This window comes from Moraxella haemolytica, assembly GCF_030177935.1.
In the GTDB taxonomy this organism is placed as follows: Bacteria; Pseudomonadota; Gammaproteobacteria; order Pseudomonadales; family Moraxellaceae; genus Moraxella; species Moraxella haemolytica.
Genome location: NZ_CP089974.1, coordinates 1 through 16,392 on the forward strand (window position 1 = coordinate 1; position 16,392 = coordinate 16,392).

The window sequence follows — 16,392 nt, forward strand, 5'->3', positions numbered from 1 at the left end:
ATGTACTTGTTTGATGAAGATGGGGAGAGCCCGCCTAAGTTGCCTAAATCGCAACCGACTTCGGTAGAGTTTTGGCAACAGTGCTTAGAATTTTTGTCTTCTGAGGTGTCAGAGGTGGATTTTACAAGCTGGCTTGCCCCACTACAGCCGAGCTTAGATGGCGGTGCGTTGGTGTTATCTGCCATCAATCACTATTTTGTAGAGCATGTCAATAAGCATCATCTTGAGCTGATTAAAGAGGCTGTCAAGCGTTGTGCTCCACCAGAGGTAGGTGAGGTTCGTTTGGCGGTTGCCAAGGTAATTGAGGCTGAACCAAAAGGCGATAAGCCTACTTTGAAAAAAAGCAAGGTAAGTACGCAGATTGATGAAAGTGAGCAAATAGAAGAGCATTATACTTTTGATGCTTTTGTTAAGGGTAAGTCTAACGCCTTTGCTTATAATGCTTGCTATGATTTGGGAAAAAAGGCAGGGAGTAGTCTATACCCTTTGGTGTTTTTGTATGGCTCATCAGGATTGGGTAAGACGCATCTGATGCATGCGGTGGCACACCGTTATCAAAAAGCTGGGTTGAAGTTTTGTTGTTTAACCAAAGACCACTTTTTTCGCATCACCAAAGAGGCATTTCGAGATAATAAAGTGGACCAGTTGGTCAAAAGGATTTGTAAGGCGGATTTGCTGATTATTGATGATATTCATCTAATTAACGCCAAAACCGCACCACAAGTATCTGAGCTACTGTTGACAATTTTTAGTGAATTTGGCAAAAATAAAAAACACCGCATTATTTTGGCATCGGACAGACAGCCAACCCAACTAAATAACTTTGATGAACGCTTTAAATCACGGTTTTCTGGTGGGCTAAACTTACTGATTGAGCCACCTGATATTGATATGCGGGTGCAAATTTTGGAAAAAAAGGCAAGTATCTTAAACATGGAGCTGCCTAAGGAATGTGCATTATTTATCGCCCAAAATGTCGCCCCTGATGTTCGCCGCTTAGAGGGTGCGTTAAATCAGGTGCATGCAAGTTTCACCATGTCAGAGGAGCCTGTTAGTTTATCCTTAGTGCGTCACGCCATTAAAGATCATGTTGAGGCACGAGCTAGGGCGGTTAATGCTGATAATATCCGTGATTTGGTCGCTCAGTATTATGGTGTGTCCGCCAAGGATTTGATGGGTAAAAAACGCAGTCGTAATATCGCAAGACCACGCCAGATGGCGATGGCATTGATTCGTGAGTTAACTCAAGACAGCTTTCCTGAGATTGGACAGTTTTTTGGTGGGCGAGACCACACGACCGTAATGCACGCTTGCAAGGCGATTGAAGAGTTGCGTTCAAGTGATGTAAAGGTGGAAAAAGCCTATCAAGCCTTAAAAGCAACATTGGAATTTGAATGATGAATGCTGTAGCCAAACAAAACTTGTGTTTGCCTTAAAAAATGAGTAACATAGATACACTAAAAATTAGGAAGTAGCAATGAAATTAACCATCAATCGTAACACCCTGATTAATGCCATCAGCCTTGTGGCCAAGGCGGCAGATAAGCATCATCGCTTAGGACCTATCTTGGCAAATATTAAGTTTGTTTTGGAAGATGATCTGTTGACTTTGGTGGCGTCTGATTTGGAGCTTGAATTAACCGCTCGGGTGCATCTACCAGAAGGTGCTTGCATTGAAGCAGGTGAGACCACTTTACCTGCCGAAAAACTGTTTGTGATTTGTAAGGCGTTGTCTGATGAAGTGGTAACGCTTGATGTTGGTGATTCACGCTGTTTGGTGGTTGGTGGCAAGATTAAATATACCTTAAAAACCTTGCCTGCTAAGGATTTTCCAAGCATTGGCACACCAAGCGTGGCTACCGCTATTGATATTAATCGTGCTGCCTTATTTGATTTAATTAATCACACCCGTTTTGCCATGGCAACCCAAGATGTCCGCCATTATTTGACAGGTATGCTGTTTGAGATTCATCAAGACAAACTGACGGTTGTGGCGACAGATGGGCATAGATTGGCGGTGGCTCACAGAGTATTGAGCGCCAGTTATGATGAACGCCGTGTTATTATCCCTGGTAAAGCGGTGGGTGAGCTTGAAAGACTACTGAGCGAAATTGTTAAGTTTACAGAAGATGAGGTGGTGTCGCTAGGCTTTGATGAGCAGTTTTTGCAGGTATCTTTGACATTTAGTAGTGACAGTGATTATGCAGGTATGCAGGTAACTATGGTGGCACGCTTGATTGAGGGTAAGTTCCCAGACTATCGCCGAGTGTTGCCACCAAGCTATGATAAGGCAGCGGTATTTAATAAAGATGAGGCGGTTGAGGTATTGCGTCGTCTGTCGGTATTGGTCAGTAAAGAGTCGCCAGGCGTGCTGTTTGATTTTGCAGAGGCTGATAAAGTCAAAGTAAGCGTACGCAACCAAAGAGAGCAAGATGAAGCAGAAGAGTATCTTTCTGTCAGCTATCAAGGTGAGCCACTTGAGGTGTCATTCAATGAAGCCTATCTGCGTGCAGTACTAAGAGTCTTGCATGGCGATATTCGCATTGAGATGACTGAGTCGGTAAAACCTGCACTCATCTACCAAGTGGGTGATGAGATGAATTATCAATATGTTGTTATGCCGATGCGTGTATAGTTATGATTCATCAATTACGCGTTCATACACTGCGTAACTTGCATCAAGTTTCACTGTCATTGGCGGATTGCAATCTTATCATTGGTCAAAATGGCAGTGGCAAAACATCGCTTTTAGAGGCGGTGTTTTTGCTTTCTCGAGGCAAAAGTTTTCGCCATCATGAGCCCAGACGGTACATCACACATCACACTAAAGCCTGTACCATTTGGGCAAGGATTGATGGTGATAAGACCATTGCCATCCAAAAGCAGTTGGATGCTGCTTCGCTTGCCACCACGACACTAAAAGTTGATCACAGCGTGGTTAATAGCCAGAGCATCTTGTCATTTTTATTACCAACCTTATTGATTGATCCGGCTGGCATGGCGGTATTAGAAGAGGGTAGTGCCAATCGCAGACAGTTGCTTGATTGGCTATCGTTCCATGTGGAACCAAAGTTTTATCCTGCTTGGCTAGCCTATCAGCGTCTATTAAAACAGCGTAACACCTTGCTAAAATCCGCCTATCTACCCATCAATGAGCTAGGGGTGTGGGATAGAGAGTTATCGTCTTATGCTTCTGTTTTGCACGAGCATCGGCGAGCGGTGTTTGATGAGTGGCGAGGTTTTTTTGATGCGATGGTGGGGCGACTTTTACCCAGTTATCAAGAGCGGATTTATCTTGCTTATCAAGCAGGGTTTGATGATAAGTTGGGGTTGTTTGATATACTGCAATCTCGGTCTGCTCAAGATAGAGAGCTTGGATATACACGCATCGGAGCACATCGTGCTGATGTTACCATACTGTTAAAGCAGACGAATGAGCAGGGCGAAAAAATCAGAGAGCAGGCGGTTAATGTCTTGTCTCGTGGTGAAAAAAAACTGCTGATTACCGCCCTAAAACTCTCACAATTACAGATGATTTGTCAGTATTTGGATGGTATAAAGCCCGTGGTGCTGATTGATGATATTGATGCAGAGCTTGATGAGCAGGCGGTGGATTTATTGCTTGGGGTTTTGCTATCACTGCCTTGTCAGGTATTCATCACAAGTTTGCAGATGGACATCAAAGATAAAATTACTGATAAACTGCGACATCTTAATAGGGGTTCTGGGCAGTTTAAGGTGTTTCATGTGGAACAGGGTGATGTGGAGATGGGTTAGGTTTGAAGTGATATATAACCGCCGTCCGTGCAAATTCATGACTTTTTGCGAAAAAAAATGCTATAATAGACAATCATTTTAATTTTTAGTCATGCCTTTGCAGGCAAAAAAATTAAGCATAAATCTTAAGGAAGTTTCATGATTGAGCAGCCACAACACGGTGATTCTACCGATACCCAGAATACTGAATACAGCTCAAAAAATATCCGAGTTTTGCGTGGGCTTGAGGCTGTGCGTGTCAGACCAGGTATGTACATCGGTGATACAGATGATGGTACAGGCTTGCATCACATGGTGTTTGAGGTGGTGGATAATGCCATTGATGAGGCATTAGCTGGGCATTGTGATGAGATTAACATTGTCATTCATGAAGATGAATCAGTTTCGGTCATGGATAATGGTCGTGGCATTCCTGTAGATATTCATCCAGAAGAAGGGGTGTCGGCAGCTCAAGTGATTATGACCGTGTTGCACGCAGGTGGTAAGTTTGATGACAATTCCTATAAGGTGTCAGGCGGTCTGCACGGTGTGGGTGTGTCGGTGGTCAATGCTTTATCCAAGAAACTCACCCTAAACATCTGGCGTGATGGTTATTTGTACACCCAAGATTACACTGATGGTGTGCCCAACTTTGATTTAAAGCAGGTTGAACCTACTGATAAGACTGGCACACAAGTGAGATTTTACCCAAGCGGTGAAATTTTTAGTGGTACGGTGTTTGATTATGATATTCTTGCCAAACGCTTGCGTGAATTATCTTTTTTAAATTCAGGTGTACGCATCGTCTTAACTGATGAGCGTGATGATAAGGTGCAGGTTTTTGAGCATAAAGGCGGTCTGTCTGAGTTTGTTACTTTCATCAATGAAGGTAAACAAGCGCTCAATGATATTTTCCATTTTACCGCGCAGACAGCAGATGGTATAGGTGTGGAGGTAGCACTACAGTGGTCGGACAGCTATAATGAAAAAGTGTTGTGCTTTACCAACAATATCCCCCAAAAAGATGGTGGTACTCACCTGTCGGGTTTTCGTTCAGCACTTACTCGCTGTTTAAATCACTACATGGAAGCTGAGAATATTGGTAAAAAAGAAAAAACTCAGATAACAGGTGATGACGCACGAGAGGGTTTGGTTGCGATTGTTTCGGTTAAGGTTCCTGACCCAAAATTTAGTTCACAAACCAAAGATAAGCTAGTTTCTAGCGAGGTAAAATCAGCGGTTGAAGCCACCATGCATGAACGATTGAGCGAGTATCTGCTTGAAAATCCAGCCGCAGCCAAAGCGATTGCAGGTAAAATTATTGATGCTGCTCGTGCTCGTGAAGCGGCTCGTAAGGCACGAGAAATGACTCGCCGTAAGACTTCGCTTGATATTGCAGGCTTGCCAGGAAAGCTGGCGGACTGTCAAGAAAAAGATCCTGCTTTGTCTGAATTGTATATTGTCGAGGGTGATTCGGCAGGTGGCTCTGCCAAGCAGGGTCGCAATCGTAAGATGCAGGCAATCTTGCCACTTAAGGGTAAGATTTTAAATGTGGAGCGTGCTAGATTTGACAAGATGTTATCATCTGCTGAGGTGGGCACGCTGATTACAGCACTTGGTACAGGCATTGGTGCTGATGAATATAATGTTGAAAAACTTCGCTATCATAAAATCATCATCATGACCGATGCCGATGTGGACGGCTCGCATATTCGCACATTGCTATTGACTTTCTTTTTCCGTCAAATGCCAGAACTCATTGAGCGTGGGCATATTTATATTGCTCAGCCACCACTTTATAAGGTTAAAAAAGGCAAGCATGAGCTGTATTTAAAAGATGATGAAGCATTAAAATCATATCTGTTATCATCAACCATTGATGATAATCAGTTGTTCTTGGACCAAAATACCCCTGCGGTAACGGGCGTGGCACTAGAAAAGTTGCTTAATGACTACAACCAATCACAAGTCATCAAACATCGCTTGCAGAATAAATATCCATCAGAGTTGCTAGATGCACTGACGCTCATCCCAAAATTCTCGGCTGATTTTGGCAATCAAGCTGTCATGCAGTCATGGGTAGATGAGCTGCAAATAAAACTAAACCAATCAGCAGGGCATTTGTCGCCGAAGGTGGAGTTGATTGAAGTAACAGGTGGTGATGATGCCCAAAAGCAACGATGGCTGCCACGAGTAACGATATTTGTCCATCGTTTGCCACAATATTATACGCTAGATTCAGCATTCCTAAACTCATCGGAATATGCCCGATTGCTTAAATTTTCTAGCCAGTGGAATACCGTGCTTGGCGATGGGGCGTTCTTGCGTCGTGGCGATAAAGATTTGGTCATCAAAGATTTCCATCATCTGTGGGAATACATGATGACAGATGCACGCCGTGGCATGACCATTCAGCGTTACAAGGGTTTGGGCGAGATGAATGCTGATCAGCTTTGGGAGACGACAATGGATCCTGAAAATCGCCGAATGTTAAAAATTACCATTGAAGACGCCATCGCTGCCGATCATCTGTTTAATTGCTTGATGGGTGATGAGGTTGAGCCACGCCGTATATTCATTGAGGAGAACGCACTCAACGCTGAAGTGGATGCTTAATCAAATCAATAAAAAGCCCAAATTTATGTTTGGGCTTTTTTATGGCGATGGGAAGCACCAAGCATTGCTTTTTTGGTGCTGTCATTAGAATTATTGGGTGGGCAAGTAGTGTAGTGGTCGCCATTTTCTCTAAAAAATGCTAAAATAGCCATATTATCTTTACGCATCACAAAGGACGCACCATGACCGCAAACATCACCACCGACCGCATTTTGATTTTGGATTTTGGCTCGCAGTACAGTCAGCTCATCGCCCGCCGTGTGCGAGAGGCTGGTGTGTATAGCGAAATGTATGCCTATGACATCACGGATGAAGAGATTCGTGCTTTTGCTCCTAAAGGCATCATCTTATCAGGAGGTCCTGAGAGTGTGCATGAGGCAGGCTCACCACGTGCACCAAAAGCGGTGTTTGAATTGGGTGTGCCTGTACTGGGCATTTGCTATGGTTTTCAAACGATGACCGAGCAATTAGGCGGTAAGGTTGAGGCGGGCGACATCAAGGAGTTTGGCTATGCCAAAATTGATATTGTCCAAAACGATGGCTTGCTTAATGGCATGGCGGATGCACAAAATCAATCGCAAGTGTGGATGAGTCATGGCGATAAAGTCACCAAACTTGCTGAAGGTTTTGGTGTTACCTCCAGTACGCCAAGCTGTCCTTTTGCGTCTGCCTCCGATGAAAATCGCAAACTGTATGGCGTGCAATTTCACCCAGAGGTTACCCATTCAGAAAAAGGCGAACAGCTGATTAGCAACTTTGTGCATGGCATCTGTGGCTGTGGCAATGCGTGGAATTCGGATAATATTATTGAGCTTCGTATTCAGCAGTTGCAAGAGCAGATTGGCGATAATCAAGTATTGCTGGGTCTATCAGGTGGCGTGGATTCATCGGTGGTGGCAGCACTCTTACACCGTGCCATTGGCGATAAGTTGACTTGTGTGTTTGTGGATAATGGACTGCTGCGTCTCAATGAAGGCGATCAAGTCATGCAAATGTTTGCTGACAATATGGGCATTCGCGTGATTCGTGCCGATGCTGAAGAGCGTTTTTTAAATGCACTGGCTGGCGTAACTGACCCAGAAGCCAAACGCAAAATTATTGGTCGTGAGTTTATTGAAGTATTCTCAGAAGAAGCTCGTAAACTAGATGGCATCAAATTTTTGGCACAAGGCACGATTTACCCTGATGTCATTGAGTCTGCCAAATCCAAGCATGGCAAGGCTCATGTGATTAAGTCTCACCATAATGTTGGTGGTTTGCCCGATGATTTGGCGTTTGAGTTGGTTGAGCCTTTGCGTGATTTATTCAAAGATGAAGTGCGTAAACTTGGCGTGGCATTAGGCATTCCTAAACATATGATTTATCGCCATCCGTTCCCAGGGCCGGGTTTGGGTGTGCGGATTTTGGGCGAAGTCAAGAAAGAATATGCCGATATTTTGCGTGTGGCGGATGATATTTTTATGCAAGAGCTGCGTGCAAGCGGTTGGTATGATAAGACCGCCCAAGCCTTTGCCGTATTTGAGCCTGTTAAGTCGGTTGGTGTGGTGGGCGATGGTCGCCGCTATGCGTGGGTGATTGCCCTTCGAGCGGTGGAGACGGTGGATTTTATGACCGCTCGTTTTGCTCATCTGCCTTATGATTTAGTAGATAAAATCTCAACTCGCATCATGAATGAGATTGCCGATGTCTCTCGTGTGGTCTATGATGTATCAAGTAAGCCGCCTGCGACGATTGAGTGGGAATAATCATGGTCTTGGCATTGTAGAACGCCATAAACAAACCCCCTTGTATCATAAGGGGGTTTATTGTTGGTGCTATTTAAGAAGTTCTTTTACTTTGTCTTCAAATGCCGGTAAGTGTTTTTTTGTTGCTTCTTCAACCTTTTGTAAAAACTTCGCATCTTTACTGATAATGTCAATCGCTTTGTTGCTTACCTCATTCATTATCATATTTTCTTTAACGACAATATCCTGACCGATGGGGGATTGATAAAAATTAATCATCGCATCAACTTCTTGTTGGGTGTGGTGCTTTTTGGCGACCTGTAGATAAATTTGTTTGGTCTTTTCAAAAAGTTCGATGGTGTCATCAATGTCTTGCCATACGGTTTCGCCAAATTCGTTGAATAGAATTTCAAGCTGTGCTTTTTTGTCATCAGGCAGGTGTCGAAAGCCAGGTCCGAGTAAAGCTGATTGGGTCAATGAGCTGGTAAAACCAAGCTTCATGCTATCTTTTAAAACTTGCTCGGCATGAGTAACTTGCATCAATTGGTCTAATGATGTATCGCTAGGGGTCTGGGCAATGGCATAAGTGCCAAATGTTAATCCTGCCAATAAATATGCTGTGATGATGCCTTTTTTGAGTGTCATGATAATTCCTATTAAATGCAAATCATTATCTATTATATCAAAAAGATGGATTCTGTCAAGAAGACTGGCTGTTTGCACCAAAAACAAAACCCTAAATCGTATATGATTTGGGGTTTTGTTTTTGGTGGTTAAAATGGTTGGGTTTATTCCATCTCACCTAAAAACCCACCAGATTGCCTTGCCCAAAGACTGGCATAGACGCCGTTTTTGGCGATGAGTTCATCATGGCTGCCCATCTCAATGATTTGTCCTTTGTCCATCACCACCAGCTTGTCAAGACTTGCAATGGTGGATAGACGATGAGCGATGGCGACAACGGTTTTGCCCACCATCATGTCATCTAGGCTTTGGGTGATGGCATATTCAACCTCACTATCTAGGGCGGATGTCGCCTCGTCCAAAAGAAGAATTGGGGCATTTTTGAGCATTACACGAGCGATGGCGATACGCTGACGCTGACCACCAGAGAGTTTTACGCCACGCTCGCCCACTTGGGTATCTAGCCCTGTGTTGCCGTATTTATCTTGTAGGGTTTGGATAAAGTCCCATGCGTGTGCAGCTTTGGCAGCGGCGATGATGTCTTCATCGGTGGCATCGGGTTTGCCATAGGCGATGTTTTCACGGATGCTGCGGTGCAATAGGGCGGTATCTTGGGTTACCATGCCAATGTTCTTGCGTAGGGAAGTTTGGGTAACATGGCTGATGTCTTGACCATCAATATAGATGCCACCACTATTGATGTCATAAAAACGAAGTAGTAGGTTAACCAAGGTGGATTTTCCTGCACCGCTTCTGCCGACCAAGCCGACTTTCTCGCCTGCTTTAATGCTTAAATGAAACTGCTTGAGCAACTGGCTTTGGTTGTCATCTTTGCCATAATTAAACGACACATTGTCAAAAACAATCTCACCACGAGTAACGCTAAGTTCATGAGCATCTGCCCTGTCAGTAATGGCGTGGATGGTGGTTAGTGTACTCATGCCATCTTGTACTGTACCGATATGTTCAAATAGGCTTGCTACCTCCCACATGATCCACTGAATCATTGCTTTTAGGCGTAGGGCGATGCCAGATGCAACTGCAATCGCTCCGACTGTTACCTCGCCCATCATCCATAGATATACACCAATGGCGGTGCTACCGACAATCATGAATAATGAGACTGTTTCACTGGTGGTACTAAGCATGGATACCCATCGCATTTGAGCGTGTACTGTTACCATAAACTCTTGCATGGCGGATTTGGCATGGCGAAGTTCACGGTTGGAATGGCTAAATAGCTTGACCGCACTGATATTGGCATAAGCATCGGTTACACGCCCTGTCATTAAGGCACGAGCATCTGCTTGGTTGCTGGCGGTTTGTCTTAGGCGTGGCAAAAAGAACTTTAGCATTGTTGTTACAACAATCAGCCATAGGACAAATGGGGCAAATAACCAAATATCCAACCCTAACAAAATCACGCCACTGGTAATCAAATATGCCAAGACGAATGACACCATCTCTGCCATCGTCATGATGGTATCACGCACGCTCAAGGCAGTCTGCATGACCTTGGCAGAGACTCGTCCGGAGAATTCGTCTTGATAAAACTGCATGGATTGTCCTAGCATGTGCTTATGAAACCACCAACGCAGTCGCATGGGAAATACGCCTTGTAGTACTTGAAAACGCACCAGATTACCGATAAATTCGCCAATGATTGACAGTATGCACAGACCCAGTATCATGATGATGGTCTGCCCTTTTTCCTGCCAAAGGGTTGTGGGTGTATAAACAGTCAGCCAATCCACCACATCACCTGCCCAAGCAAATAGCAACGAGCCAAATACCCCAAGCAGAATTGATAGTATCATGCGAATAAAAATCCAAAATCTCGCCCCTTCGCTACACGCCCACAGGAATGAAAAGAGCTGACCTTTGGTCATGATGGGCATGTCGTTGTCTGGATATGGATTGATTTTGCGTTCAAAATAAGAAAATAAAGACATGATTTGGCTGTTTATTATAAAAATTGGTTTTATTATAGCAGATTTTGATTGGCGGTTTTGTGCTTTAAGTTGGACAAAAACCACACCCAAAGAGTGTGGTTTTATGAAAAGGTCTATATTTTTGATGGGTGTATTACCCAGTATCAAAGCTTATTTTGTGTTGGCTAACCAATCTTGCATTTGTTTGATTTCTGGCGTTTGGGCGTTTTTGATTTGAGTTGCCAGTGCTTTGATATTAGCATCTTTGCCATATTTTAGTTCGATGTCTGCCATTTCAATGGCACTTTGATGATGGGGAATCATGCCTTTAGCAAAAGCGATGTCAGGATTTTCATCCATGATGCCATTCATCATCTCGTCATGACCTGATAATTGTTCATAATCTTGAATGTGCGAGCTGTCATCACTGGTTAATGACGCATTGTCTTTTAGCCATGATTGCATGATGTCAATCTCTGCTTGCTGACCGTCAATGATGGCTTGAGCCAATTTTCGAAGCTCACCATCTTTGCCATATTTTAGTTGGATTTGAGCCATGGCAACTGCACCTTCGTGATGGGGAATCATGCCTGCCACAAATGCTGTATCAGGGTGGGCGTGCTTCATGGCGGCGGTCATTTTATCGTGCATGACCTGCATGGCTTCCATGTATTCTACAGCATGTGCAGGTGCGTTATCGGCATGATGATGTGCATGGCTGTCCGTTTCGGTGTGTTGGGCGGTGTCTGTGGCAACGGGTGCGTCAGATGTTGCTTCTTGTTTAGGCTGACTACAAGCGGTTAAAGCGATGAGTGTAGAAATTGTCAGTATGGCGTGATAAGTTTTCATTAGATAACCTTTAAAATGGATAACAAAACAGCTCTTGGCGGTCTTGCTTTTTAGTGTGGATTAAGAAATATTATAACAAAAGATACTATAACATAAGTATGAAGATTGTCAAATTAGGCGATGAGTTCTAATCAGACGACCTTGAAAAATTTGTCAAATCGGTGCTAATGGGTGGATTGATATATCTTTGAATTTAAATGATATAATCACTCTTTGCGATTAGGGCGATTAGGCTTGGGTTTGTTTGGATTGATTTTTTGCAAATGTCTTGTTTTCGCTGTGGGTATGATATAGAATATCTGTAAGGCTTGCTATTGGCAAGCTATTTTATTTTGCCCCTTGTTTTATTATTGTTCATATATAAGGACTGTTATGAAGATACTTATCTTGGGCGGCGGTGTGATCGGTGTAACATCCGCTTATTATCTTGCTAAAATGGGCGTAGAGGTCACTGTCATAGACCGTCAGCATGATGTTGCTGAAGAGACGAGCTTTGGTAACGCAGGACAAATATCCCCTGGTTATTCAACCCCTTGGGCAGCCCCTGGTATTCCTATCAAGGCCGCCAAATGGCTTGTGCAAAAACACGCACCATTTTCCATCAGACCTGATGGCTCATGGTGGCAGGCAAGTTGGGCAATGCAAATGTTTGCTAACTGCAATGAGTCTTGTTATGCCATCAACAAAGAGCGAATGATGCGTGTTGCAGAATATAGCCGTGATTGCTTGCGAACATTAAGAGATGAGACAGGCATTCAGTACGAACACCGCACCAAAGGTACGCTACAGCTGTTTCGTAAGCAGGCACAGTTGGATGTTGTTGGGCGTGATATTGAGGTTTTAAAAGAATGTGGGGTGGCTTATGAGCTACTCAACAAAGACGACCTAGTAAAAGCTGAGCCTGCCTTGATTCATGCCAAAGATAAACTGGTTGGGGGTCTAAGACTACCCCATGATGAGACAGGTGATTGTAATTTATTCACAAAACGCCTAGTGGACATTGCCAAAGGACTGGGTGTAAAATTCTTGTTGAATAACAACATTCACGCCATTCATCACAACGGCAATCGCATCACAGGCGTATTGACGGATGAAGGTATGTTAACCGCTGATGGTTATGTACTGGCGATGGGTAGCTATTCACGAGAAATGGGACAAACTTTGGGTTTGGATTTACCTATTTATCCTGTAAAAGGTTACTCGCTGACCATACCTATCATTGATGCTGACAACGCCCCTGTATCAACTGTACTTGATGAAACTTATAAGATTGCCATTACTCGCTTTGATGACCGCATTCGTGTGGGTGGCATGGCAGAATTAAGCGGATTTAACCTGATGCTAAATCCTGCTCGCCGTGCTACGCTTGAGATGGTGGTGAGTGATTTATTTACAGGAGGTGATTTGTCAAATGCGACTTTTTGGACAGGGCTTCGTCCAATGACTCCAGATGGCACACCCATCATCGGTGGTACTAAGTTTGATAATTTATTCATCAATACAGGACATGGTACGCTTGGCTGGACGATGGCGTGTGGTTCAGGCAAACTTATTGGCGATATCATCACAGGGCAGATGCCTGAGATTAGCCTTGATGGGTTGTCGCTGGCACGGTATTGAGAAAATTTGGTTATTTTATTAGGAGAGAATGATGACAACCATCACCAAACTAGACAGTAATGCCACTTTAAGTGAAATTGCCATTCATGGTGGCGTGGTTTATTTGGCAGGGCAAGTACCCAATGATGACAGCCTAGATATTACAGGTCAATCCAAAGAGGTGTTTGCCAACATTGATGCTGCTCTGGCTAAGGCAGGTTCAGACAAATCAAAAATGCTATCAGCACAGGTGTTTATTACCGACCTTGCCAACTTTGATGCTTTTAATACAGCATGGAATGAGTGGATAGATGGTGTTACACCGCCTGCTCGTGCAACCGTTGAGGCCAAGCTAGTCAATCCAAATTGGTTGATTGAAATCATGGTCATTGCCGCGATTTAATTGCCTAGCTAAACTAAACCCCTTGAATCATTGATGTATTTTAATGCTTCAAGGGGTTTTTATTGGGTTGGTCAAGGGTGTGGGTGGTGCTTAGCCTTGTTGATAAATTTTTCTTACCACTTCACCAATAGTAGCAATGCCTTTGATTAGGGTGTCATCATCTTGGGCGATAGATAGGCGGATACATTCATGTGCGTGCGGATAATTATCGGTATCAATGCCTAAGAAAAAATGCTCGCTTGGAATGATGAACGTGCCTTTTTCTTTTAAAATTTCGTACAATTTGGTTGTAGAAATTGGGAAATTTTCAAACCATACCCACAGGAAAATCGCCCCTTCAGGTTTATGAATTTTAACCGGTAAATCACAAAACTGCTCTTTTAAGAGTTTGATGGCAAATTGGGCTTGCTTGGCATAAAATGGACGAATATGCTCATTAGATAGGCGTATGATGCTATCATCGGCGAATAATGGCGTCGCAATCGTTGCTCCAAAACGCACAGGCGAGAGATTGACGATGGCATTCATCGCACTCACGGCACGCACCACATCGCTATTTGCTACATAATACCTGTTCTGGTGCCAGGCAGTCCGATTTTTGATAGGCTAAAACATAAGATCGTCTGTGTATCCCAGTTGAGTGTTGCTTGGGTGTGGATGATGTTGGGAAAGGGAGCACCATAGGCATTATCAATGATCAGTGGAATGTTGTATTTTTTTGCAAGTCGGTCTAATCTTGCCATTTCCTTATCGGTCAGCACATTGCCTGTAGGGTTGGTGGGGCGAGAGCAACAGATTGCTCCGATTTTGCCATTTGTAAGTTCTGGTAGATTTTCAAGTTTGTCAAAATCCACTCGATATTTAAAAAATCCTTCTTCGCCATCGTGATTGATCTCTTCGATGATGGGCGGTATGGATAAAAAATGTGTGTCATCAATATGGGCTTCCGCATAGCCAACATACTCAGACGCCAAAGGCAACAAAATTGCCTTTTCACCATCATCAAAATGCCCAGCAAATAAATTAAATAGATAAAAAAATCCATTTTGTGAGCCGTTGGTTAAGACGATGTTATCCGCTGTCAGTCCCCAACCGTAATGACGATTAAAAAAATCTACCAAAGTGGCGATGAATTTGGCATCACCTTGCGGGGTGGAGTAATTTGCCATGCTCTCTAAGGCGTGTCGGTCATTTGCTATCTTAATAAGAGTGTCTTGAAAGACAGTATTAACCGACCTGATTACTGCTGGATTACCACCACCGAGCATATTGATGGGTTTGTCGCTTGCTAGGGCTTTGCCCAGATCGTCCATCAGCTGTAAAATACCGCTATTTTTGGTGAATTTCTTACCGAAGCTTGAAAATTTCATTGCCTGCCTGCTGGTTGCTTGCTTTGTTGGGGTTTGGTGTCATATTTTATGCCAATTCATCAAAAATTAAAATATAAAGATCATATGTTCCACATGAAACATATGATCTAAAAACATAGCTTGGAATTTACTTAAACTGTTAAGATTTGTCTAAGCCATCTATACGGCGTAAGACTTCTAGCTTCTGTGTACCATCAGGACTTTCTTTTTCTAAGCCACCTATGCGGTGTAAGACTTTTACCTTTTTGCAGTCTTGCTTTTCTTATGTTTCTAAGCCACCTATGCGGTGTAAGACTTAAAATTGTCGCTTTAATGGACAACAAGGGTTTTCTAAGCCACCTATGCGGTGTAAGACTGCAGTTGGCTGGATTGCGGTATTTCCTTAATTTTCTAAGCCACCTATGCGGTGTAAGACTTTTACCTTTTTGCAGTCTTGCTTTTCTTATGTTTCTAAGCCACCTATGCGGTGTAAGACTTAAAATTGTCGCTTTAATGGACAACAAGGGTTTTCTAAGCCACCTATGCGGTGTAAGACTGCAGTTGGCTGGATTGCGGTATTTCCTTAATTTTCTAAGCCACCTATGCGGTGTAAGACTAAGCCGTGAACAGCTGACACAGCCTAATTACTTTCTAAGCCACCTATGCGGTGTAAGACGGACGAGTTCAATTCAGCTAATCAAAGCGTCATTTTCTAAGCCACCTATGCGGTGTAAGACTACGCCTATTGTGATTAACAATGAAACTGGTGTTTCTAAGCCACCTATGCGGTGTAAGACAAAATTTATGCTTAATTGGGGCGACAGGCTCATTTCTAAGCCACCTATGCGGTGTAAGACATTGGATATTGCGATAAATAGGAGCTAGTAATTTTCTAAGCCACCTATGCGGTGTAAGACTCGGGTCAGTAGGCTGATGTCTGATTCGTTCTTTTCTAAGCCACCTATGCGGTGTAAGACATCCGAGTGGTAATCCCAGCTCAAACCCTGTTTTTCTAAGCCACCTATGCGGTGTAAGACACATCGCTGACGTTTGCAATGATATCGTGATATTTCTAAGCCACCTATGCGGTGTAAGACAATAAAACCCCAAAAACCAAAAAGCCAAAGGATTTCTAAGCCACCTATGCGGTGTAAGACTGCCAATGCCCACGACGGATATGTGGTCGCTTTTTCTAAGCCACCTATGCGGTGTAAGACTGTACAAGTCGCCGTCGTTATCTTCCGATAAATTTCTAAGCCACCTATGCGGTGTAAGACGCAATAGTCAAAAATGAATTGATAGACCGCTTTTTCTAAGCCACCTATGCGGTGTAAGACATGGCAAAATGGCAAAAACGGCGTGGAATCGCTTTCTAAGCCACCTATGCGGTGTAAGACACTACATCACAGGCGAATGTGATTTGATAGATTTTCTAAGCCACCTATGCGGTGTAAGACTAGAAGAACGACGCCAATGTTGCG

The 16,392-nt window shown here is 43.6% G+C and carries 13 protein-coding genes and 1 CRISPR repeat array (1 of these 14 only partly in view); of the genes, 7 read left to right on the top strand and 6 right to left on the bottom strand.

The features are described 5' to 3' along the window. The 4 genes from dnaA (at window position 1) to gyrB (ending at window position 6,372) form a co-directional block, all read left to right on the top strand. A complete protein-coding gene (dnaA, locus tag LU276_RS00005; protein WP_284673682.1) occupies window positions 1-1,398 on the top strand; it encodes a chromosomal replication initiator protein DnaA in 1,398 nt (465 codons plus the stop codon). A gap of 79 nt (window positions 1,399-1,477) precedes the next feature. Continuing rightward, a complete protein-coding gene (gene dnaN / locus LU276_RS00010) occupies window positions 1,478-2,635 on the top strand; it encodes a DNA polymerase III subunit beta (RefSeq protein WP_284673683.1) in 1,158 nt (385 codons plus the stop codon). Window positions 2,636-2,637: 2 nt separating this feature from the next. Further along, window positions 2,638-3,777, top strand: coding sequence for a DNA replication/repair protein RecF (gene recF / locus LU276_RS00015; RefSeq protein WP_284673684.1), 1,140 nt, complete (start codon window positions 2,638-2,640; stop codon window positions 3,775-3,777). A gap of 138 nt (window positions 3,778-3,915) precedes the next feature. Continuing rightward, the gene (gene gyrB, locus LU276_RS00020) at window positions 3,916-6,372 is read left to right on the top strand and encodes a DNA topoisomerase (ATP-hydrolyzing) subunit B (RefSeq protein ID WP_284673685.1); all 2,457 of its coding nucleotides are present in this window, start codon (window positions 3,916-3,918) and stop codon (window positions 6,370-6,372) included. 23 nt (window positions 6,373-6,395) lie between these two features. Here gyrB and LU276_RS00025 read toward each other — a convergent pair whose 3' ends face one another. Then, window positions 6,396-6,539 carry a hypothetical protein gene (locus LU276_RS00025; RefSeq protein ID WP_284673686.1) on the bottom strand — a complete coding sequence of 48 codons (144 nt, stop codon included), beginning with the start codon at window positions 6,537-6,539 and terminating at the stop codon, window positions 6,396-6,398. Between the two features lie 15 nt (window positions 6,540-6,554). Here LU276_RS00025 and guaA point away from each other — a divergent pair, with 15 nt between their 5' ends. Beyond that, the gene (gene guaA, locus LU276_RS00030; RefSeq protein WP_284673687.1) at window positions 6,555-8,117 is read left to right on the top strand and encodes a glutamine-hydrolyzing GMP synthase; all 1,563 of its coding nucleotides are present in this window, start codon (window positions 6,555-6,557) and stop codon (window positions 8,115-8,117) included. A 69-nt stretch (window positions 8,118-8,186) separates the two neighbouring features. Here the strand turns inward: guaA and LU276_RS00035 are convergent, their stop codons facing one another. The 3 genes from LU276_RS00035 to copM form a co-directional block, all read right to left on the bottom strand. Then, window positions 8,187-8,741: a DUF2059 domain-containing protein gene (locus tag LU276_RS00035; RefSeq protein WP_284673688.1), complete on the bottom strand. Its 555-nt coding sequence runs from the start codon at window positions 8,739-8,741 to the stop codon at window positions 8,187-8,189. 143 nt (window positions 8,742-8,884) lie between these two features. Beyond that, window positions 8,885-10,732, bottom strand: coding sequence for an ABC transporter ATP-binding protein (locus LU276_RS00040; RefSeq protein WP_284673689.1), 1,848 nt, complete (start codon window positions 10,730-10,732; stop codon window positions 8,885-8,887). 150 nt (window positions 10,733-10,882) lie between these two features. Then, window positions 10,883-11,560, bottom strand: a complete 678-nt coding sequence (gene copM, locus LU276_RS00045; protein WP_284673690.1) for a CopM family metallochaperone — start codon at window positions 11,558-11,560, stop codon at window positions 10,883-10,885. A 372-nt stretch (window positions 11,561-11,932) separates the two neighbouring features. Between copM and LU276_RS00050 the strand changes: the two genes are divergently transcribed. Next, window positions 11,933-13,180 carry a D-amino acid dehydrogenase gene (locus tag LU276_RS00050; protein ID WP_284673691.1) on the top strand — a complete coding sequence of 416 codons (1,248 nt, stop codon included), beginning with the start codon at window positions 11,933-11,935 and terminating at the stop codon, window positions 13,178-13,180. 31 nt (window positions 13,181-13,211) lie between these two features. Next, window positions 13,212-13,562, top strand: coding sequence for a RidA family protein (locus LU276_RS00055; RefSeq protein ID WP_284674640.1), 351 nt, complete (start codon window positions 13,212-13,214; stop codon window positions 13,560-13,562). Window positions 13,563-13,652: 90 nt separating this feature from the next. On the opposite strand, the gene LU276_RS09995 is transcribed toward LU276_RS00055, so the two are convergent. After that, window positions 13,653-14,111 (bottom strand): hypothetical protein, encoded by a 459-nt coding sequence (locus tag LU276_RS09995; protein WP_335342684.1) that lies wholly within the window; start codon window positions 14,109-14,111, stop codon window positions 13,653-13,655. Between the two features lie 11 nt (window positions 14,112-14,122). After that, window positions 14,123-14,932, bottom strand: coding sequence for an aminotransferase class I/II-fold pyridoxal phosphate-dependent enzyme (locus LU276_RS10000; RefSeq protein WP_335342685.1), 810 nt, complete (start codon window positions 14,930-14,932; stop codon window positions 14,123-14,125). A gap of 147 nt (window positions 14,933-15,079) precedes the next feature. Next, window positions 15,080-16,392: a CRISPR direct-repeat array (repeat unit 28 nt; unit sequence TTTCTAAGCCACCTATGCGGTGTAAGAC); it runs 336 nt beyond the window's last position.